Genomic DNA, 20,747 nt, shown 5'->3' with positions numbered 1-20,747 from the left:
GGCGATCGAGCGGATCGCGTCGGCCATGCGGGCCGCCCGCGCCGGGCTTTCCGATCCCCGCCGGCCGCCGGCCGTCTTCCTGCTGGTCGGCATGTCCGGCACCGGCAAGACCGAAACCGCGCTTTCGCTCGCCGACATGCTCTATGGCGGCAGCCGGTACCTCACGACCATCAACATGTCCGAATTCAAGGAGGAGCATAAGATTTCCATGCTCCTCGGCTCGCCCCCCGGTTATGTCGGCTACGGCGAAGGCGGCGTGCTCACCGAAGCGGTGAGGCGCAGGCCCTATGGGGTGCTGCTGCTCGACGAGATCGACAAGGCGCATCCGGGTGTTCAGGAAATCTTCTATCAGGTGTTCGACAAGGGAACGCTGCGCGACGGCGAAGGCCGGGACATCGATTTCAAGAACACCACCATCGTCATGACGGCGAATACCGGCTCGGAGATGATCGCAGCACTTGCCGCCGATCCCGACACAATGCCGGAGGCAGAGGCGCTCGAAGCGCTGCTGGCGCCGGAATTGCAGAAGCATTTCAAGCCGGCCTTCCTGGGCCGCACGACCGTGCTGCCCTTCCTGCCGCTTGGTAACGAGACCCTTTCGGGCATTGTCGATATCCAGATCGGCCGTATCCGCGACCGGGTCGGGGCCACCTACGGGACCACGCTTTCACTATCACCGGAAGCCCGTGACGCGCTGATTTCGCGTGCACGCACGAGCGAGGTGGGCGCCCGCGCGATCGAGGTCATGATTGCCCGCGACCTCTTGCCTGTGCTTTCGACCTTTTTCCTCGACGCCGTTGGGCAGGGGAAGAAAATTACCGGGGTCACCATCGGTTACGACGGCCAGCGCTTCGGCCTCGATGCCGAAGAGGCCGCCCCACAGAAATTCGACACGCCGGGGGAAAACCGGTTGTCGGATGAAGTAACCCCGAGCCGCAAGCGCACTCGGGGAGCAGCGAGAAGAAAGGCAACTACGCCTTAGACGCAACTAGGCACTCAACCGCCAATAGGAGAGCTGACAGCATGCCGATTTATCTTCAGATCGACGGTATCCAGGGGGATGCGACCCACGAGCAGCATCGCAAGTGGATGGACATCGAAGCCATCCACTGGAACGTCGCCCGCAACATGAACACCTCCGCCGGTTCGGCGGCAAACCGTGAAGCTTCCGAGCCGACCGTTTCGGAAGTGATCCTCACCAAGGTCAGCGACTCCTCGTCGACCAAGCTCTTCCAGGAGGCCTGCTCGGGCCGCACTGGCAAGCGTTCCGTCATCCATCTCGTCACCACGGGTAATCCCGGCGACACCTACATCGAGTATTCCCTCGAGAACACGCTGATTGCCAGCTACTCGATCGATTCCAACGGCGACCGCCCGGTCGAGACGATCAAGCTGAACTTCACCAAGATGGAAGTGAAGTACACGCCTTACGACGACAAGCATTCGCCGCAGTCGCCGATGATCGCCTCTTACGATCTCGCGACCACCAAGGCCGCTTAAGGTTTCCCGACATCGGCAGTGCCAGCCCTGGCTGGCACTGCACCTCATATTTTCGGTTGCCTTTCTCATCTCGGGAAAGGGCAATCAAAAGCTGTTTTCGCAGATGAGTTGAGAGACATCCTTGCGCTTTAGACAATGGAGATGATCGTGTCGGCTGCAACTGATCGTTTGAACGATATTCTTGTAGAATTGCCCAAGTACAAATCCCAATGGGAGACGAATGTCGCCAATCCCTATGTGCGGGCTTACGATCTCGCCATCGACAATTACCAGAAAACCACAAAGGCCCAGGAAGCCCGTGACCGGATGCTGGCCGAGCTGTTCGTATTTTCTGCTTCGGTCCTGACGGGCAGCATCATGATGGCCGCCTTCGCGACGACCTCGGTGCGTGTGCTGGCGGGGCGCACGGCGCTGCGCGTGATCTGCAACAACAATCTCAACCGCACCTTCGACCTGATGCATGCCGCCGCCGCCAGCAAGCCGGTGATGTTTGCGCTCGGTGGCGTGCTCGACGAGGCCAAAAAGCTCGCCAACAAGCAGGTGACCAGCGCTGCGGAAAAGCTGACGAGCAGCGCGCCGATCGCCTCTGCGCCGACCGCCCTCAATTTCATGACGCGGATCGCCGATTTCATCGACACCAACCACATCTGCGTGCATGATTTCGTCAGGGGTGTGCAGCACGACAATTCGATCAGCGAGGCCAGCAAATCCAGGCTCGCCGATCTGGTCGGCAAGACGCCGTTCTGCAATCCGCCGGAGAGCCGGCGCGTCGACGAAAACAGGCTGTCCCAGAAGATGGAGCTCCTGTTCTACATGAGCGCGGTTCTGGATTCCGACAAGCTCGTGACCTATGTGCCGGCCACCGGCGGCACCGTCGGCGGCATGGGCCGGGATATCGAATATAGCAAGAACGCCATTCCGCAGCTGCCTTCGGCAACGGACTATCCGAAAGCCACTTCGCCCCGCTTTATCGGTCGGCCGCTCCAGCCGTTCGAACCCGGTCAGCGTGTCGAATACGACAATATCGGATCGGTCGTGCGGGATCGCATCAATACGCTCAGCCGCCTTACCGGCAATTCATCCTTCTATCCCGAGCAGAATTTTGCCGAAAAGCTGCTGATCGACCCCACGGGCAGCGCGCAATTGGCGAAGGCGGAGCAGATCATCAACCGTCTTTCCACCGAAGCGCGGCCCAAGCAGCTCACCGACGTCAGGATGATCTGAGGGGTGTCGATGCTGTTGACGGATCTCCTGAAGCCGCACGGATTGATGGGGCGCATGCGCTGGCCGCTGGTTGCGGCCGGTCTCGTCTGCGCCATGGCCGCAAGTGCTGCCGGCATGGTTGGCGCGTCTGATACCACCGATCAATCTTTACTTCAGATCGAGCAGGTGGCGTCGCGCCTTTCCGGCACGCCAGCCGCTGTCGACAATGTCGCGAAGGCTGGGGTCGATCGGGGCATTTCGGCGACTTCGGATGCGCAGCCGCTGCTTGAAACGGCGGCGCGGTCTGCCTTCAAGGCCGACAGCATGCTTGCCGAAATATCGAAAGCCGTCGGTGAGGCAGGCGACGATGCCGTCGATCCGAAAGCCTTAGCCAAAGCGGCAGCGGCTTTGGAAGAGGGGCAGGCGAAGGTCGCTCGCATGTATGAAGCGCAGGACCAAACAGCGGCGAAGGACATCGAAACGCGTCTTGCCGACCCGGACAACGGTCGGCGTATCGGTCAGCTTGCCGATCTGATGGCCGGCCCGGATCTTGCCGTGGAAACCGCTTTCACCGCCCAGCTCATGTATCTGTCCCTGGAGACCCTCTCCAGCTCCGATGCCGGGACACTGGCGTCCGCTCCGCAGGACAAGCTGCAATCCGAGATGAAGAGCGTGATCTCGTCGCTGCGTTCGAAAAGCGAGAACGAGAAACCGCTTCCGAAGGACATGGCACGGGCGAATGAAAAGGCGCGGCTTACCTTCGTGCTCGCCACCCTGTCTCCGGAAGATCTGTCGGTGCTGACGGATTTCTATGAGAGCCCGGGTGGAAAGGCCAAGCGCGACGCGCTCATCGAAAGTTACAAGCAGGTCTCCGATCAGGCCAATACTGAAATGCTGGGGCAGTATTTCCAGGCACTGGCGGATTACCTCAAAACCCATCCTCGGCCGCAACAGCAGTAATTCGGCTCCCAAGACGGAACGTGATGTTATGGACGATTTGCAATCCCTCGCCGCTGACTTCATCCAGGCGAACCGTATTCTGAAGATCGTCTCGCCGCTCGGCGAGGACCAGCTTCTGCCGGAGCGGGTGACGATCGAGGAAGGCATTTCCTCGCTGTTTGAAATCAGACTTTCGGCGCGCGCCAAGAAGCCATCCGTCAAGCCGGAGGAACTGATCGGCCGGCTGATGGATGTTTCGGTCGAGGTGCAGCAAGGCGACGGCGAGGGCGGCGTGCGCCGGCCGTTCAACGGCCTGGTGACCGAACTCAACGAGGGGCCGCCCATCACCCGCGGTCTCAGATCCTATTCCATGGTGCTGCGGCCGCAAATGTGGCTGCTGTCGCGCCGTTCCGACTGCCGCATCTGGATGGACAAGACCTCGGTCGATATCGTCGAGACGCTGTTTTCCGAGCACGGCATTCCGGCGCCCGATACCTCGGGCGTGATCACGCCACCGCCGCCGCAGCATTATTCGGTGCAGTGGAACGAAACGGACCTTGCCTATCTCACCCGCCGCTTCGAGGAGGACGGCCTGTTCTACTGGTTCTCCCATGAGGATGGCAAACACAAGCTGCATGTCGCCGACGGCGCAAGATCTTGGCTCGGCCCGTCGCCCTCGGCGCAGGGCGAAGGGCGGGTCCGCCTGGCGCAGGGCTCGGCCGACCGCAACCACATCACCGAGTGGAGCCGGCGCTATTCCTATGTGCCGGGCCAGCGCGCCGGCGCCGACTGGAATTTCGAAACGCCGCGCATGGTGCCCGGCACCATGACGCCGTCGCTGGTGCAGATGCCCGAGGCTACGAAGCGCGAGCTCTACGAATATCCGGCGCGCATTTCGTCGGTCGCCGAGGCGGAGCGGGCGGAAAAACTCAGGATGCAGGCCTCCGAAGCCGATCACGACCGGGTCTTCGGCGGCTCCACATCCCGCATCCTGGAGGCAGGACGCCGCTTCACCCCCTATGAAGTCGCCCATCCAGATCACGCCTATGAGGAACATGTGGTCGTCAAGGCGGTGCATACCGTCGTCGACCGTTCCTACGAAACCAACAGCAACGAGCCGGAATACACGAACACATTCGAGGCGGTGCCGTCGCGGGTACCGATGACGCCGCATCGCGAGACCAAGCGGCCGCGGATCGAGGGTACGCAAGTAGCGATCGTCGCCGGCCCTTCCGGCGAGGAGATCCATCCCGATCAGTACGGCCGCATCAAGCTGTGGTTCCCTTGGGACCGTAAGGCCAAGAAGGACGGCTCCGACACCTGCTGGGTGCGCGTGGAGCAGAGCTGGGCAGGTTCGACCTGGGGCGGACAGATCATCCCGCGCATCGGCATGGAGGTGATGGTTGCCTTCATCGACGGCGACCCCGACCGGCCGCTGGTCACCGGGGTAGTGCCTAATCCCGCCAATGCGGTGCCTTATACGCTGCCGGCGAATAAGACCAAGAGTACATTCCGAACTCAAACCCATAAGGGCACCGGCTTCAACGAGATGAGCTTCGAGGACGAGAACGGCCGGGAAGAAATCTACATGCATGCGCAGCGGGATCACCGCATTCATGTCGAAAATTCTCGTTCGAAGCGCGTCGATAACAACCAGTCGGAGTCGGTCGGCCATAACAAGACGATCGAGGTCGGTAACAACCACCACGAAGTGATCGGCGGCAATATGACGCTGATGGTCGGCCCAAACATCCTTCAGAAGGGAGTGACGGCCGCCATGGGTATTCTGCGCAGCAAGGTCGGCGACTTGCTCACCGATAAGCTTGGTGCGTTCACAGACAAGCTCGGCTTCCTGTCCGACACGGCCATGGGCGAGGGCAATCTCGTGATCGGGGTGGCCAAGAACAAGGCCGAGACGGTGATGGTATCTTCCACAGAAATCGTCGGCGCGGCGAAGTCGATGACGATCGGCGGCGGATTGCAAACGACGGTCGGGGGCATCCGCAACGATTCGACCGCCATCGGCCACTATCAGGAAGTGGGTATGGCCAAGTCCACGGTCGTGGGCAAGACCTACGAGATCGTGGTCGGCAAGACCAGTGTCAGGATGGAGGCGGACGGGACGGTTCACCTCAAGGGCGAAAATGTGACGATCGAGGCGGGACAGGAACTGGTCCTAAAGGCTTCGAAGGTCGATATCCGCAGGAACTGACGCGATGACCCTAGTGCCGTCGGGAGAGTGGATACCCATTGCTGAAGAGCGCCGAAGCGTTCGCGACGAGGTTCGCGAGCGCTTTCAGGCTCGCGTGGGTATCAAGCCTTTCAGTTCGATGGGTCAGTTGTCGCTCAGCCCCGAACAGCAATTGCCGCTGGTGCAGGGGTTACTCACCAAGGCCAATCCACAGGGATCGGCAGATATTACTGCATGTCTGGGAGCGCTGTCGCAGGCGCTCGGAGAGATCGGTCTCGGCGCCGGCGGCGTCATGGCTCCGATGGGGCACGCATCCTTGAACTTCCACAAGATGCTTCCTCAGGAACTCCTGAAGTGGCATTTCCTCGGAGAAGATGCCGATGGGTAGCGCGGCGGCTCAATATCCCGACTCGCAGCTTCCCGGGACCCATCCGCATCCGGACACCGATCTGCAGAAATACACCTACGACCGACTGCTCGAATACTGGAGCATGGTCTATACGCTTGGCCTGCTGGGCGGCGTCCTGGGTACTGCGGAGGAGCAGAAGGCGGCACGAGAGGCGGTGCTTGCCGCCCTGGAGGGCGCGGTCAAGGAGGCCATGGGCCTCGTCGAAGCCGCCGGAGTTGCGATCGACGACTACACGCCGCCCGGTTTAGGCGCCGCCCATCTCGGTATGCAGCGCGGCGGCCTATGGGCAGCGCAGAAGGTCGGCACATTCTTCGGCTATGATCCGGGCTTTAAGGACGATATCGAAAATCTCGACCGCAGCATACGCGACAGCGTCGCCGTCGACGTGAACCAGACCTCGCAGGTCATGAAGGGCGGCAAGGCGACGGTCGAATGGCTCGGCAAAAGTACCGGGCTTTACGACTACAAGGCGGACACGACCGCCGAGGACAAGGTCATCGCGGCCACGCAAGGTACAGTCAGCGCGCGCCAGGCACAGGTCACCGCAGCGCTTTCCAAGGTGTGGAATGCGTTGAAAGAGAGCGCTCTGGCGCGCTATAAGCAGTTCCTTTCCGACTGGGAGAAGGGCGGCCCGAGTTACGCCTTCGGGACCCTTGGCATCGACGGCGCCTTCCTCGCGCTTGAATTGGCGATTTCGGCGGCGGCCGGCGCTCTGACGGCCGGCGCGGGCGCTATCGCCCTCAAGGTGGCGGTGTCGATCGGCGAGAAGGTCGGCAAAGCAGCGCGCAAGATCGTCATCATGCTGAAGCGGGCCGGGGGAAATGTCGGCAAGACTGCCCGCATTGAGCTTCCCGAAGCGAAGGTCGTGGAGCATGCCAAGTCCCATAAGGGTTTTGGCGACGACCAGGCGGGGCTGCCGAAGTCGACCCATGAAAATGTCAAGGATCCCGGCGGGCCAAAGCCGGGCCTCTGGAAGAAGAAGGAGGTCGGTGGGCGCACGGTCTACCAGAGAGACGATTTGATCGATCCAAACCTAGTCGATGAAAAGGGACGCACCAATTATCAGCGTATGAAGGCTGGACTCGCGCCCTATGGTTCGGATGGAAAACTGATCGAACTGCACCACATGGTTCAGCAGGAGACTCTGCGCGAGACAGGCAAGAAGGGTCCCTTAGCGGAGGTGCAAAGCACCTTCCATAGTGACAACTACAACACCATTCACATCTACCCGAAAGGCGACGCCGATTATATAAGTTGGCGGAAGCTGCATCCGCAGGACGAGATAGACTACAACAATTACCGGTCGAGATATTGGCGCGCCAGGGCTAGGGATTTCGGCAATGGACCACCTCCATAGGGGGCAGCGCCAGGCTCTTTGGGTAGGCCGTGGACAAAGGAGTAGATGATGAGCACCGCGATGTTTGATGATGCAATCCGCAGCCTGCGAGACAACGGGATCGACATTCTCGGGACCAGGAGCGCGACGGAAGAAGATTTGAAGCAGATCGAGACCCAGCTCGGCGTGTCGCTGCCGGTGTCGTATAAGAAGATGCTGTCCGAATATGGTGCGCTCGAATTCGACACGATTGAGATTTACGGTTGGCTCTCCCAAGGTATAGACGCGAAATTCATCACCAATGTCGTGTATGCCACGGAACGAGAGCGCGCCGATGGTCGGATCAGCGAGACGATGATCCCGTTTCTGACGGCGGGTTATGGTCCCTTCTTTGTGATGGATTGCGCCGAGATGAACGCAGACGGCGAGGCGCCGGTCTACGAGGTGTCTGCTGGCGGATACGCGATCGGCAAGGACAAAATTGCGGACAGCTTTGGCGAGTTCCTGCGCAACGAAGTGCGGCGCACTCTGGAAGCGCGCGCCCAAGGTGGTCCGGAATTCGATGACGACGAGGAGGATTCGCCACCGTCACGTGAATTCATCAGCGAATACTGGAAGGATCGGGCAAAGGACTTCGAGTAAGTCCGACGCCTGACCGATAGCCCAGCTGGGGCCGGGAGGGGTATCGGCGGCCGAGTTTCTATGGCTAGTTATTTCGATCAACAGGGATTGCACGGAAATTTTATATGTCGTCTCACGTTTCCCTCAAGGGTCACAACCACCTTTGCCCGATGGTTGAACCGGGACCCAAGCCGCATGTCGGCGGGCCGATTTCGCAAACGCAGACTTTGGTGACCGTCGACGGCGTGCCGGTTGCCGTTGTCGGCGACAAATGCACCTGCATGGTCGGCGGCCCGGACACGATCAGCGGCGGCTCGTCGATTGTCTTCATCGAAGGCAAGGCCTTGGCGCGGATGGGGGATCCGACCGCGCATGGTGGGCGCATCGTCGAGGGCCTCGGCTGGCTCACTGCGGATTAACATTGGCAAATCGGTCTGTTCTTTTGGTCAGCCACGAGAAAGATGCCCATTTGCTATCCCTGGCTCAAGCAATATCCAGGGCTGGAGCACGACGCTGTGGGACTCTTCTGGGCAGAAACCGAGGAAGGTGGTTGGGAGAAGCCGCGCTCATCAAACTGGCTCACCGTTCTCGGCGAAGCGAACATTGAGTCGCCCGTCAGTTCTCAAACGGAGCAATCCTTCGCGCCGGGGCCTTGCCTGTCTTGAGCGATGCTGCGAGCGGGGGGCGGAGAGCTATCGCGCGGTCGCACGGCTCATCAAACCCATTCGCTTTGAAGGCTAGATGTGGGGTGATCAAGAGCCGTTTCCAACTGACGATAATTGATGTGCGCTTCGCCTTAGGTGCAATCCGCATGATTAAGCATTGCGCCCGCGAGGAAACGGGCGCAGTCCAGCAGATTGTCCCACCCAGGCAAATGCTTTTCGGGAACGAAAACGTGGCAGAAAAATCAAACTACAACATCTTCGAGATCAAATGGTTCGACGAGTTTCTCTCGGCCTACAAGATCGACAATATCATCAACCCGAGCGATGCTGAGATAGAGGCCTATCGCGGGAAGCTGCCGGATTTTCTTCTCCGTTTCTGGGCTGATCATGGCTGGTGCAGCTGGTCCGACGGTCAGTACTGGCTTTGCAATCCTTCCTTGCCGAAGCCGGTGCTGGACTATGTCTTCCGCGGTGATCCGGAGCTCAATCCCGAAAAGATGTATGCCTTTGGCTATACTGCCTTCGGTGAGATCGATATCTGGTATGGCGATGCCATGACTAGGTTGAACCTGCCGAGGGGAGAGGTGGGTGTCGACAATCGAGGATATAACGAGGAACACCAACGCCGGTGGACCGATGAAGTCATGTTGGGCCTGTGTTTCTCAGGTCGGTTTGCGCCGGCTACTCCGCCGTGGGAAGACGAAAACAAAAAGAACTTGATGCCACGCGCTTTGGAAATTCTGGGGCGGCTGAATGTAGGAGAAATATACGGATTCGTGCCGGCTTTGAGCCTGGGCGGGAGCAACGCCATACAGCATTTGCAGAAGATGCCTGTGGTTGAGCATCTTGTGTTCCTGGCGTCGCTGGAGCCGCCGACATTGTACGACTACACACCGCCTGCCGATGGGGAAGGCGGTTTCGGAACGGTGATTCCACGCCGGAAGATCGGGTCACGGTAGCACGGCGTCGTCCGGCCGGCGTGCACACGCAACGCACGATGGTTGCCCGATGATGCACGTTAATCTCGTTGTCAACTAGGAGCCAATATGGCCGCAACACCTCGGCGTCCCTTACAAGAAATACTGGATGAATTCGGACCGCTCAAAGACGGTACGACGGTTTCTGCTTCGCGGGCTGCGGGCTATCGCGGGAAGCTGCCTGACGCCATGGTTGATTTCTGGACTGAGCATGGGCGCGGGCAGTGGCGCGACGGTCTTTTCTGGATCTGCGATCCCGAGCCGATCATGCCTGTTCTGCATGCGCTGTTTGCAGGCGATCCGGAATTCGACGTCGCAAGAATGGTGCCCTTCATGCGTGATGCGTTCGGCGAGGTCAGCGTCTGGCATCCGAAGTTCAAGCTGATCACGCTCAAGATGAATCTCGGCACCGTCACGACCACCGACATTACCACCCACGTCATTGAGGGCGTACCCCCCTTCGACGATGATATGGCGGTAGCTGCCGCCGTGGACGCCAGCGTTTTCGATGGTCATGGCTGGGTGGATGCTACAACCGGCAAGCCCGTTATCGATGCGGTTCGGCGGCGGCTTGGGCCGATCAGTGCCGATCAGGTCTACACCATGGTCCCGCATTTCCGCCTCGGCGGCGATGGCACCGCCAAGGATTTTTCAATCGGCGGCTTCATCGAATATCTGGGCGTTCTGTCACAGATAGGATCCTTTACGCTCGAACGCTATATCGATCCGAAGCAGGGTGGCCGAGGACCCTTTGGACATCTCGAGGCTGTCCGTACGATCGGACATGACCGTCTGATCGATAGGGACACACCATGACGGACACCGACGCAAAGCTGCTGCGGACATTCATTGCCGACGAGAACGAAGCCTTTGCCGACCGGCGCCAGGGGAAATTTTGGCCGGCCAATCATCATCGTATCGGGCCTCTGGCGACCAAAGTTTCCGGGCTGCTCGATCCGAACGAGCAAATCGATTTCTATTTCCATTTCATGCGCACTGCCGGCGGCGCACCCTCCGTCGGAGATAAGGACATGCCGCTGCTGCTCGAGGCCTATCGGCGGATGCTGCCGTTTCTGGATCTTGGCGGCGTCATCCCGATGTCGCGGCGGCACAAATTGCTGTTCGTGTTCGGTTTTGACGATACCGGCGCCCTGCCGAGCGGCGAGACGATTTCGACCAAGGCGCTAAAGGTGCGGCTCAAGCTCATCGCGCAGGTCGGCAATTATACGACGATGCCTGCCCAGCGCGACAAGAAGGCAAAGTTTATTCCTTTCGCCGACGAGGCGGTGCGTATTCTCGAGGTTTTCCGGCATCTGGGCTATCGCCACGACCGACGTTATGGCGAAGACCTCTACGACGTCACCAATCTCAGCTTCTGGGGCATGGTGTTTATCTGCCTGCTCAACAAGGCGACCCGCGGCGAGCTTGTTGCCGATATGATTGAGGGCAAATATGATCTCATGCGGCGCGTCGAGCAGCTGGCGATGTTACACCGCTATGTCGAGACAGCTCTGCCGGATATCGAGCCTGACGAAGAGCGTTTCCGCTCGCTGGCGGGGCAGCTCAAGGACATCGAGCTTGGGCGCCGCAATGCCACCGAATCCGTCGCCCTGGCGCAAAGGCTGGGCCTGCCATTCGACGGCGACGAGGACTGGGAAATCCATATTGCGGTCCCGCTGCGTGGCACCGAAGGCCATCCGTTGATCGCCAAGAACGTCGTGCGATTGCAGATCCGGCCGAAGCCGGACTGGGAGTGGGAACTGAACGCACGCATCGCCGAGCGCGGAGAGTTCTCGGAAAGCGAGAAAAAGACCTACCGGAACGATCTCGGTCTTCCCATTCTCGGATGCGGAAATCTTCATGCCTTTCCGACATGGCTGAGACAGGTGCGCGAGAAAAATGGCATGGATTTCGACACCGGCGCCGCCGACATTCGTGTGGGCCGCAGGCGGGTGGCAGCCAAGCTTATCGCCGAATGGCTGGAGAGCTGAACGCGGATCGATCGCGGTCGCCGCCCACGCCATATCGAAGCGCTGAAGCATCTTCCTAAGGGCGGTGCGAAATCTCTTCGCCGGTCTGAGCATAGGCCGTGCCACGACCGCAATGCGTCGTGGCACGGCAACGACTGTAAAACCTGCTCAGAAGGGATAGTGCTGGGCGGAATCCTCGACCGTGAGCCAGCGCAGGTCGGTGAATTCGGCGATTGCCGCCTTGCCGCCGAAGCGGCCGTAGCCGCTGCCCTTGACGCCGCCGAAGGGCATCTGCGCCTCATCGTGCACGGTCGGGCCGTTAATGTGGCAGATGCCGGATTCGATCCGCGCTGCAACCGTCATTGCCCGCTGGACATTCCGGCTGAAGACGGCGGAGGACAGGCCGTATTCGGTGTCGTTGGCGATGCGGATGGCTTCTTCCTCGCCGGCAACACGAATGATCGGTTTGACCGGGCCGAAGGATTCTTCCGCATAGACGCGCATCTCGGGCGTGACATGATCGAGCAGCGTCGCCTCGACCACGGTGCCCGAGCGCTTGCCACCGGCCACGAGCTTTGCACCCTTGGCCGTCGCATCGGCAATCAGCTCCTCCATTTTCTTCGCCGCATCGAGGCTGATCAGCGAACCGAGAACGACGTGGCCACGCGGATCGCCGGCCGGCAGCTGGCTGGCGCGGGCGGCCAGTTTGGCGACGAACTGATCGGCGATCGTCTCGTCGACGATGATCCGCTCGGTCGACATGCAGATCTGGCCTTGATGCATGAAGGCGCCGAAAATGGCGGCATTGACGGCACCGTCGATATCGGCGTCGTCGAGGATGACGAGCGGCGCCTTGCCGCCAAGTTCAAGAAGGGCAGGCTTCAGATGCTTGCCGCAGGTCTCGGCGATGATCTTGCCGACCTTGGTCGACCCGGTGAAGTTCACGCGCCTGACAGCCGGATGGGCAATCAGCGCGGTGACGATCTCAGGCGCATCCTCCGGTGCGTTGGTGAGGACGTTGATGACGCCGGCCGGCAGGCCCGCTTCGGTCAGCACTGTGGCAATCAGCCGGTGCGTGCCGGGGCATTGTTCCGATGCCTTGAGGACGACTGTGTTGCCGCAGGCGATCGGCATGGCGATGGCTCGGGTGGCGAGGATGACGGGGGCGTTCCAGGGGGCAATTGCCAGGCAGACGCCGGCGGCCTGGCGAACACCCATGGCGAGTGTGCCGGGTTTGTCGGAAGGGATGATTTCGCCTGTGATTTGCGTCGTCATGGCTCCGGCCTCGCGCAGGATGTTGGCGGCGAGCATGACATTGAAGCCGGCCCAGGGCGCGGTTGCGCCCGTCTCCTCGATCATCAACTGGGTAAACTCGCCCACTTTGGAATCCATGATGTCGGCAGCCTTCATCAGGATGGCGCGGCGCTGGCCGGGGCCGGTCTTCGACCAGGCGCCGAAGGCAGCGGAGGCGGCATTAACGGCTGCTGCAACGTCGTCCAGGTCTGCCGCTGCGGCGCGGCTTGCGAGCTTTTCGGTGAAGGGATCGAGACGATCAAAGGTCCGGCCGCCGGAGGCTGCGCGGTCGGCGCCATTGATGAGGAGGGAAATATTCATCGGAGGTCTCCTGGGGACAAGAACTAGAAGCCGAGGACTTCGGCGTTGATGGAAGCTTCGAGGCCGCCGTCGACGGCAATGTTGGCGCCGTTGATCCAGCGCCCGCCATCCGAGCAGAGGAAGAGCACGGCCGGCGCGATATCGGCGGAGGTGCCGGCCCGGCCGACGCGGGTGATGTCGCTATCGACCCTGGCGTCGCCGAGCACGGCACGGAACTGCTTGAGTATCGGCGTTTCCACCGGCCCGGGGCTGACGGCATTGACGCGGATGCCACGGTTTTTGAACAGCGGCTGATGGGCGGCCCGCATGGTCCACAGCAGCAGCAGCTCCTTGGAGAGCGGGTAGGCTTCCTCATCCTTGAGGCCGTGTTCGGCGACAACCGCCGCCACTTCGGGAAAGCCGTCTATGCCGGTCAGAGACTTTGCCCGCTCGAGGTTGGCGCGCCAGCCGTAGCCGGCGATCGAGGCGACGTTGACGATGGCGCCGCCTTCGCGCAGGCGGGGTGCCACGGCTTCGGAGAGAGCGCGAAGCCCGTAGAAATTGACGGCCAGCGTCGAGACGACGCCGGTGCTGCCGGAAAGGCCGGCGACATTGGCGAGCGCGTCGAGGCGCGCTGGAAGCTGCGCGACGATGTCGGCAACGCCAGCGGCGGTCGACAGATCACCCTTGATGAAGGCGACAGTTCCACCCGCTGGTTCGCGCACATCGACGCCGATGACCTCGGCACCCATCTGGCCGGCCAGTTCCGCCGTGCGGGCGCCGATGCCGGAAGCCACGCCGGTCACCAGGATTGTTTTACCAAAAAGCATGAACGTCACCTTTCGCAAGAGATCCGGACGCAAGCCGGCTCATTCTTCCCATTGGATTTTATGCGGACCGGGTAATTTCATCCGGTAGCCGACGGGCAGAAGTTGAAAGTCGTAGCGGCGCTCGATTTCGCCCCACAGTCCGCGCGGCAGATAGAGCGAGAAAATCACGGCGGTGGCGCCGAGGCCGATCAGGTACCAGACGCCGGCTGCGCCGAAGAAGGTCTCGATGACGAAGAACAGGATGGCGCCGAGGATTGCGCCTTCGAACTTGCCGATCCCGCCGACCAGCACCATGAAGATCATGTAGGCCGTCCATTGGACGCTGAAATAGGTCTTCGGCTGGAAGGTGGTGGCGGTCGCCAGCCACAGGCCCCCAGCGACCGCGATGCCGAAGGCGGCGAGCACGAAGAGCAGCCTCTTGGTGGCGATCACGCGCACGCCGAGCGAGGTCGCCGCCTCCTCATTGTCGCGGATCGCCTGCATGGCGGCACCGACGCGGCTGCGCATCAGGAGGAAGAGAGCGCCGAGCAGGGCGGCCATGGCTATCAAGGCCAGCCAGTAGATCGTTGCCCGCCGCGTGTTGCCGTCATAGACATTGAGCGAAATCAGCGAGGTTCCCGTTTCTCCCTGGATTAGCCGGTCGAGATTGACGAGCAGATGGGCGAGTTCGGCTATGACCCACATGCCGATCGCGAACTCGCCACCCTTCAGGCGCAGCATGAACAGCGAAAGCGGGATCGACAGCGCGCCGGTCACCACCGCGGCGGCAAACAGCGAGACGAAGGGATTGAGCCCCGCATCGGCCAGCCGGATGGTGAAATAGGCGCCGAGGCCGAAGAACACCTGCTGGCCGACCGAGACGAGCCCACCGAAACCGGCAAGCGCATTCCACATGGCGGCAAGGATCACGTAGATGAACAGGGCTGTCATCCGGTCGATCGCACCGGCGCCGAGCACGGCGGGGGCAAACATCAGCAGGGCGATCACCGCGGCCATGCAGCCAAGCGCCACCCGCGACGATTTCGTCCAGCGCTCTATCGATATTCCGGTGGAGGCAAGGGTCGCGTTGGGGCTCATGTCGGGCTCCGGAGACGGGCGCGCAGTTTGAGAGAGGCGCCAAATTTATCGAGAACCGGCATGCCGAACCGGGACAGCCTGACGAAAAGCACCAGCAGGAACATGGCATGGCCACCGATCAGAAAACCTTGCGGATGCAATTGCGCGCCGAGCGATTGGGCTAGACCCAGAACGATGCCGCCGGCAAGCGTCCCCCATAGTGATCCCGCTCCCCCGATGACGGCCGCCTCGAAGGCGAAGAGAAGCTGTGGGCCGCCGGCATAGGCGCTGAAGGTTGCCCGCATCCCGAGAAAAGCACCGGCGATCCCGACCGTGACCATGGTGATCGCGGTGGCGATGGCGTTGACCCTGCGGGCGTCGATGCCGACCAGCCCGGCCGTATCGGGATCTTCGGCCGTGGCGCGGATGGCGCGACCAAGCGCAAAGCGGCTCAGGAAGAACTGCAGCCCGCCGAGAATGAGGATCGCCGTCACCATCATCAGGACGGCAAGCTTGCCGACGAAGATGTGGCCTGGCAGTTGCCAGGAAGCATAGGACAGGTTGCCGATGAACGGTGCGAGCGAGCGGGTGTCGGCGCCGAACTGCTCGAACAGCAGGTTGTCGATGACGATCGACAGGCCGAAGGTCGTCAGGATCGGCAGGAGCGTGCCGCCGCGGGCGCTGCGTTCCAGAATGAAGCGCTGCAACAGCCAGCCGATGGTCGCCATGACCGGCAGCACGATCAGCAGGCCGGCGAAGGGCGGAATGCCGAATTTGGCGGCCAGCAGCCACAGTCCGTAGGCGGCTGCAACCGCCAGGCTGCCATGCGCAAGATTGATGATCCGCATGACGGAGAACATGAAGGACAGTCCGCAGGCGATGACGGCGTAATAACCGCCCAGCAGGATGCCCTGGAGCAGGGTGTTGATCACGATGCGCTCCTTTCGCCGGTTGCCCGGTGCAATCCGAAATAGGCCTGGGTGACGTGCTCGCGCGTGACGGCCGCAGCCGGCCTGTCGAGGACGATGCGTCCTTCCAGCATGCAGATGACACGGCTTGCGACGCTCATGGCGCGGGCGAGATCCTGCTCGACAAGCACGATGGTCGTTCCCGACGTGAGCAGTGCCTGCAACTGGGCATAGACGCGATCGACGACCAGAGGCGAAAGCCCGAGCGAGACCTCATCCAGGAGAAGAATATCGGGATTGCTCATCAGCGCCCGGCCGATGGCGGTTGCCTGCTGTTCCCCACCCGAGAGGTGTCCTGTTTTGGCGTGACGGCGGGGTTTCAGGTTCGGAAAGGCGTCGAGGACGCGATCGATGCTCCACTCGCCCTTGCGTCCGGAGGTCTTTCCGAGAAGCAGGTTCTCTTCCACCGTCATCTGTGAAAACAGGCGCCGGCCTTCCGGCACCAGAGCGATGCCCTTGGCGATCCGCTTATGGGACGGGACGGCGGCCAGATCCTCGTCGTTAAGAAGGACGCTGCCGGAGGATGGAAGGTGGGCGCCGGCGATCGATCTGAGCAGCGTCGTCTTGCCCGCGCCGTTGGCGCCGACCAGCGCCAGTACCTCGCCCTTGGCAAGATCGAAACTGACCCCGCGTACCGCCTGGAGCAGGCCGTGGCGGACGTCGAGGTCGCGGATGGAGAGAAGGCTCATGCGGGTGTCCCTCCGAGATAGGCCTTGACCACCTCCGCATTGCTCATAACCATCTTCGGTTCGCCGTCGGCGATGATCCTGCCGGCATCCATGCAGATCAGCCGTTCCGCCACCTGCAGGAGGATATGAACGATATGCTCGATCCAGACGATGCCGATGCCGCGGCGGCGCAATTCGAGGATGGTTTCGACGAGTTCGCTCGCCTCGCCATCGGTCAGGCCGCCGCCGATCTCGTCGAGCAGCAATAACCTCGGCTGCGTGGCAAGCGCACGGGCAAGCTCCAGGCGCTTCCGATCCAGCAGGCCGAGCGTGTCGGCAGGGCGGTTGGCGACGCCAAGCATGCCGCAAAGGGAAAGTGAATTCACCACACGCTCATAGGCCTCGTCGCGGCTTGCGGCACTGCCGTGCGATGCGGCGACGAAGACATTTTCGAAGGTCGTCATGCCGCTGAAAGGCTTGGGAATCTGATGGGTCCGGACGAGCCCGGAGCGGCAGCGTTCCGCCGCCGTCCGGTTGGTGACGTCGGCGCCATCGAAGATGATGCTTCCCTCACTCGGCGGGAAGGCGCCGGCGAGCACGCTGAGCAGGGTCGTCTTGCCCGCCCCGTTCGGCCCGACAATGCCGACCGCCTCGCCATCACCCATGGAAAAATCCAGCTTCTCCAGCACCACAAGCGCGCCGAACCGCTTGTGGATCCCTTTGGCGGAGAGAAAGGCTCCCCCCGGCCGCCTTTGTGCTTCCTGTCGCTGCACTTGGTTATCCATTGTAAGCGGTGAGCTTGGCGCCGACGGGGACATTGGGATCGGTGGCGTTTTCGGTGACGACGTAGTCGAGCGCGAATTTCGAGCCCTCCGGCGCTTTCACCCATTGTGTGCCGATGATCGGTCCAGGAGAAACGTTGGCGACGGGGCCGCTGGTGAAGTCGACCTTGCCGGCAATCGTGGTGGTCTTCAACGTGCTGATCGCCTTGGCGACGGCCTCCTTGCTCTTGACGTCCGTGCTGGCCCTCAGCGCATCGAAGCCGGCGTCGAGAAGCGCAAGGCTGGCGCCGAGCTGCTGCGTCCACTGCTTGCCGCTTGCCGTCTCATAGCCGTCGGCGAGTTCGGTTCCGGATACGCCTGTCAGCGTGGATTTGTAGGGGAAGGCCTTGTGCCAGTAGGCGGCGCTGCCGATGTTCAGGCCGAGGTCGCCGAGCGCCTCGATGTCGGAGGGAAACAGGCCCGTCTTGGCGATCTGGCAGATCTTGATCTGCTGGGTAAGGCCCTGCTGCGCAGCCTGGCGCCAGAAGGCGGCAAAATCAGGCGGTATCGGGAACGAATTGAAGATCTCCACGCCTTCCTGCCTGAAGAGAGCGATTTGCGCGGTAAAGTCGGTGGTTCCGGTTTCATAGGCTCCCGGATCGACGATGGTGAAGCCCGCCTTGGCAAGCGCCGGCGCCAGATGGGTGCGGATCGCATTGCCGTCGGCGTCGTTGGGATACATGACGCCGACCTTCTTGTTGGTCTCGATCAGGTTCCACTGCGAAACATAGGCCTTGTGGAACTCTTCGACGCCGAAGCCGAAATGATAGGTCCACTTGAAGGGCGACGGCGCGCCCGGCTTGGCGCCGCGGCCGAAATACCAGGCTTCCCAAGGCATGACCGTTGAGAGGCAGGGAATGCCGGCCGCTTCGCAGGCATCAGCCACCGGATTGATGGTTTCGGGTGTCGAGACGGCGAGCATCAGGTCGATCGCCTGGTTGTTGATCAGGTCCTTCGCCAACTGGCCGGCGCGCGAGGGATCGGACTGGGTATCCTGGTCGAGAATATCGACCTTCCAGGTCTTGCCGCCCGCCTGCAGGCCGTTCGCCAACGCCTTGCGCGCCAGGTCGAGCACATAGCCGTCCGTCTCGCCGAAGCCGCCGAGAGGGCCGGTGCGCGGGCTGATGAAGCCGACCTTCAGCGTGTCGCTGCTTTGAGCAAAGGCCGTGCGGCCTGATAGCACCAGCGCCGCACCGCCCGCCACGGTCGATGCGATGAAAGACCGGCGGCTCAGCGATGCCGCGTTGAATTTTCCGCTGCGGAAAATGCCGTTCATGAATTCATTCCTCCCTCTTGATGCGGGCCTCCCAGCCCGTTCCCAATGTTCATGTCGACCGATCTCAATTCAGATCGGGTAGTGCCGTTTTCCCGATGCCATGGTGATCCATCTGAGCTCGGTGAATTCATCGATCGCGGCCTTGCCGCCGAAGCGGCCGTAGCCGCTCGATTTGACGCCGCCGAAGGGCATTTGCGGCTCGTCGGAAACGGTGGCTTCGTTGATGTGGCAGATGCCGGATTCGAGCCGCATGGCAACGGCAAGCGCTGCATTGACGTCGGCGCTGAAAACGGCGGCCGACAGCCCATATTCGTTGTCGTTGGCAACCGTCACGGCCTCGTCGACGCTGCCGACCCGGATGATCGCCGCGACCGGTCCAAAGCTCTCCTCGCGGTAGATGCGCATAGCAGGCGTTACGTGATCGATGACGGTCGCGTCCATCAGCGTGCCGTTGGCCTGGCCGCCGCAGACGAGGACCGCGCCCTTCTGCAGGGCATCATCGACGAGCGACCTGACGCGGCGGACGGCCTCAGTGTTGATCAGCGTGCCGAGCGGCGTGTCGCCGTCCTTGGGGTTGCCGGCGACGAGGGTTGCGGCCTTCGTTCGGAATTTGCCAACGAAGCCGTCGGCGATCTCGTCCATGAGGATGATCCGTTCGGTCGACATGCAGATCTGGCCCTGGTTCATGAAGGCGCCGAAGGCGGCAGCACGCACCGCCTCGTCGATATCGGCGTCGGCAAGGACGATGAACGGCGCCTTGCCGCCGAGTTCGAGCAGGCAGCGCTTGAGATGCCTTGCCGCGGATTCGGCGATGATCCGGCCGACACGGGTGGAGCCGGTGAAGTTGATGCGGCGGACGGCCGGATGGGCGATCAGCGCGTCGACGACGGCGGCGGCATCGCTCGGCGCATTGGAGACGACATTGACGACGCCGCGCGGGAAACCGGCGTCACGCAGGATGTCGCCGATCAGGCCATGGGTCTTCGGGCAGAGTTCGGATGCCTTCAGGATGACCGTATTGCCGCAGGCAAGCGGCATGGCGACGGCGCGGGTGCCGAGGATAATCGGTGCATTCCAGGGGGCAATGCCGACGCAGACGCCCGCCGGTTGGCGGACCGCCATGGCGAGGCTTCCCGGAATGCCGGAAGGAATGAGCTCGCCTGATATTTGCGTGGTCATCGCCGCCGCCTCGCGAAGAATATCCGCGCCAAGGCCGCAATTGATCGCCGCCCATTGCGCGGTCGCGCCGGTTTCGCCGGTCATGGCGGCAACGAGTTCGGGCGTGCGGGCCTCGAGGATATCGGCTGCGGCGTTCAGGAGCCTGCGCCGTTCGCCCGGACCGGTCTGCAACCAGTCCGGAAAGGCTGCAGCGGCTGCATTGGCTGCCCTTGTCATGTCGGCAACGGATCCTGCCGAGGCGATCGTTGCGACATCGCCGGTCAGCGGATCGATGCGTTCGAAGGTGGCCCCTTCGGAAGCATCCATCGCCTCGTTGTTGATCATCAGCTTTGCCGCGAACACTGTTCCACCCATTTGCCACGCATTGGCGCCACGTACTGGCGCCACATGCCGGTTTGCGTTGTTGCCATGGGAGAAAACGAGCGGACGCGGCGCCACGAGGGCCGCCTGACGGTTCCTGCATCTGTTGAAGAGCCTCCTCCCAAAGGCTGATGGAGAAAAGGTTACGCCGATCTGGCGCGGATGGAATGCGATTTATTGGGTTA

General features: G+C 61.7%; 20 protein-coding genes. 12 read left to right on the top strand and 8 right to left on the bottom strand.

From position 1 onward, the window contains the following. The 12 genes from MOV76_RS04145 to MOV76_RS04090 form a co-directional block, all read left to right on the top strand. Positions 1 to 982, top strand: a 982-nt coding sequence (locus MOV76_RS04145; RefSeq protein ID WP_247263903.1) for an AAA family ATPase, incomplete at its 5' end; no start/stop codon positions are given. A 41-nt stretch (positions 983 to 1,023) separates the two neighbouring features. Beyond that, entirely contained in the window at positions 1,024 to 1,500 is a 477-nt protein-coding gene (locus MOV76_RS04140; protein ID WP_003575677.1) for a type VI secretion system tube protein Hcp, read from the top strand. Between the two features lie 147 nt (positions 1,501 to 1,647). Then, a complete protein-coding gene (locus MOV76_RS04135; RefSeq protein WP_247263902.1) occupies positions 1,648 to 2,724 on the top strand; it encodes a hypothetical protein in 1,077 nt (358 codons plus the stop codon). A gap of 9 nt (positions 2,725 to 2,733) precedes the next feature. Beyond that, the gene (locus tag MOV76_RS04130; RefSeq protein WP_247263901.1) at positions 2,734 to 3,663 is read left to right on the top strand and encodes a hypothetical protein; all 930 of its coding nucleotides are present in this window, start codon (positions 2,734 to 2,736) and stop codon (positions 3,661 to 3,663) included. Positions 3,664 to 3,691: 28 nt separating this feature from the next. Beyond that, entirely contained in the window at positions 3,692 to 5,854 is a 2,163-nt protein-coding gene (gene tssI / locus MOV76_RS04125) for a type VI secretion system tip protein TssI/VgrG (protein ID WP_247263900.1), read from the top strand. A gap of 4 nt (positions 5,855 to 5,858) precedes the next feature. Then, entirely contained in the window at positions 5,859 to 6,221 is a 363-nt protein-coding gene (locus tag MOV76_RS04120; RefSeq protein WP_210069543.1) for a hypothetical protein, read from the top strand. Beyond that, positions 6,214 to 7,599, top strand: a complete 1,386-nt coding sequence (locus MOV76_RS04115) for an HNH/ENDO VII family nuclease (RefSeq protein WP_210069542.1) — start codon at positions 6,214 to 6,216, stop codon at positions 7,597 to 7,599. Before MOV76_RS04120 ends, MOV76_RS04115 begins: the two co-directional genes overlap by 8 nt. Before the next feature lie 45 nt (positions 7,600 to 7,644). After that, positions 7,645 to 8,220 (top strand): SMI1/KNR4 family protein, encoded by a 576-nt coding sequence (locus MOV76_RS04110; RefSeq protein WP_309506049.1) that lies wholly within the window; start codon positions 7,645 to 7,647, stop codon positions 8,218 to 8,220. A 104-nt stretch (positions 8,221 to 8,324) separates the two neighbouring features. Beyond that, positions 8,325 to 8,618: a PAAR domain-containing protein gene (locus MOV76_RS04105; RefSeq protein WP_026158225.1), complete on the top strand. Its 294-nt coding sequence runs from the start codon at positions 8,325 to 8,327 to the stop codon at positions 8,616 to 8,618. Between the two features lie 329 nt (positions 8,619 to 8,947). Beyond that, positions 8,948 to 9,823: a GAD-like domain-containing protein gene (locus tag MOV76_RS04100; RefSeq protein WP_247263898.1), complete on the top strand. Its 876-nt coding sequence runs from the start codon at positions 8,948 to 8,950 to the stop codon at positions 9,821 to 9,823. Between the two features lie 87 nt (positions 9,824 to 9,910). Next, entirely contained in the window at positions 9,911 to 10,657 is a 747-nt protein-coding gene (locus tag MOV76_RS04095; RefSeq protein WP_247263897.1) for a GAD-like domain-containing protein, read from the top strand. Next, a complete protein-coding gene (locus MOV76_RS04090; RefSeq protein WP_247263896.1) occupies positions 10,654 to 11,832 on the top strand; it encodes a hypothetical protein in 1,179 nt (392 codons plus the stop codon). The genes MOV76_RS04095 and MOV76_RS04090 overlap by 4 nt, the downstream gene beginning before the upstream one ends. Positions 11,833 to 11,979: 147 nt before the next feature. Here the strand turns inward: MOV76_RS04090 and MOV76_RS04085 are convergent, their stop codons facing one another. The 8 genes from MOV76_RS04085 to MOV76_RS04050 all read right to left on the bottom strand — a co-directional run bounded on the left by MOV76_RS04085 (position 11,980) and on the right by MOV76_RS04050 (position 20,556). Next, entirely contained in the window at positions 11,980 to 13,425 is a 1,446-nt protein-coding gene (locus MOV76_RS04085) for an aldehyde dehydrogenase (RefSeq protein WP_247263895.1), read from the bottom strand. A gap of 23 nt (positions 13,426 to 13,448) precedes the next feature. Further along, positions 13,449 to 14,234 carry a coniferyl-alcohol dehydrogenase gene (locus MOV76_RS04080; protein WP_247263894.1) on the bottom strand — a complete coding sequence of 262 codons (786 nt, stop codon included), beginning with the start codon at positions 14,232 to 14,234 and terminating at the stop codon, positions 13,449 to 13,451. A gap of 39 nt (positions 14,235 to 14,273) precedes the next feature. After that, on the bottom strand, positions 14,274 to 15,311 hold the full coding sequence (locus tag MOV76_RS04075; RefSeq protein WP_247263893.1) for a branched-chain amino acid ABC transporter permease: 1,038 nt from the start codon (positions 15,309 to 15,311) through the stop codon (positions 14,274 to 14,276). After that, a complete protein-coding gene (locus MOV76_RS04070) occupies positions 15,308 to 16,222 on the bottom strand; it encodes a branched-chain amino acid ABC transporter permease (RefSeq protein ID WP_247263892.1) in 915 nt (304 codons plus the stop codon). Before MOV76_RS04070 ends, MOV76_RS04075 begins: the two co-directional genes overlap by 4 nt. After that, positions 16,219 to 16,947 carry an ABC transporter ATP-binding protein gene (locus MOV76_RS04065; RefSeq protein WP_247263891.1) on the bottom strand — a complete coding sequence of 243 codons (729 nt, stop codon included), beginning with the start codon at positions 16,945 to 16,947 and terminating at the stop codon, positions 16,219 to 16,221. The genes MOV76_RS04070 and MOV76_RS04065 overlap by 4 nt, the downstream gene beginning before the upstream one ends. Then, complete coding sequence (locus tag MOV76_RS04060; protein WP_258719705.1) at positions 16,944 to 17,711, bottom strand: ABC transporter ATP-binding protein; 768 nt, start codon at positions 17,709 to 17,711, stop codon at positions 16,944 to 16,946. Before MOV76_RS04060 ends, MOV76_RS04065 begins: the two co-directional genes overlap by 4 nt. After that, positions 17,704 to 19,023, bottom strand: coding sequence for an ABC transporter substrate-binding protein (locus MOV76_RS04055; RefSeq protein ID WP_130748185.1), 1,320 nt, complete (start codon positions 19,021 to 19,023; stop codon positions 17,704 to 17,706). Before MOV76_RS04055 ends, MOV76_RS04060 begins: the two co-directional genes overlap by 8 nt. Positions 19,024 to 19,092: 69 nt before the next feature. Then, on the bottom strand, positions 19,093 to 20,556 hold the full coding sequence (locus MOV76_RS04050; RefSeq protein WP_247263905.1) for an aldehyde dehydrogenase: 1,464 nt from the start codon (positions 20,554 to 20,556) through the stop codon (positions 19,093 to 19,095). Positions 20,557 to 20,747 lie beyond the last annotated feature (191 nt).

It is taken from the genome of Rhizobium sp. PRIMUS64 (genome assembly GCF_023006465.1).
In the GTDB taxonomy this organism is placed as follows: Bacteria; Pseudomonadota; Alphaproteobacteria; order Rhizobiales; family Rhizobiaceae; genus Rhizobium; species Rhizobium leguminosarum.
Note: the sequence above shows the minus strand (reverse complement) of the source record. Positions and strands in the feature narration are given on the sequence as shown.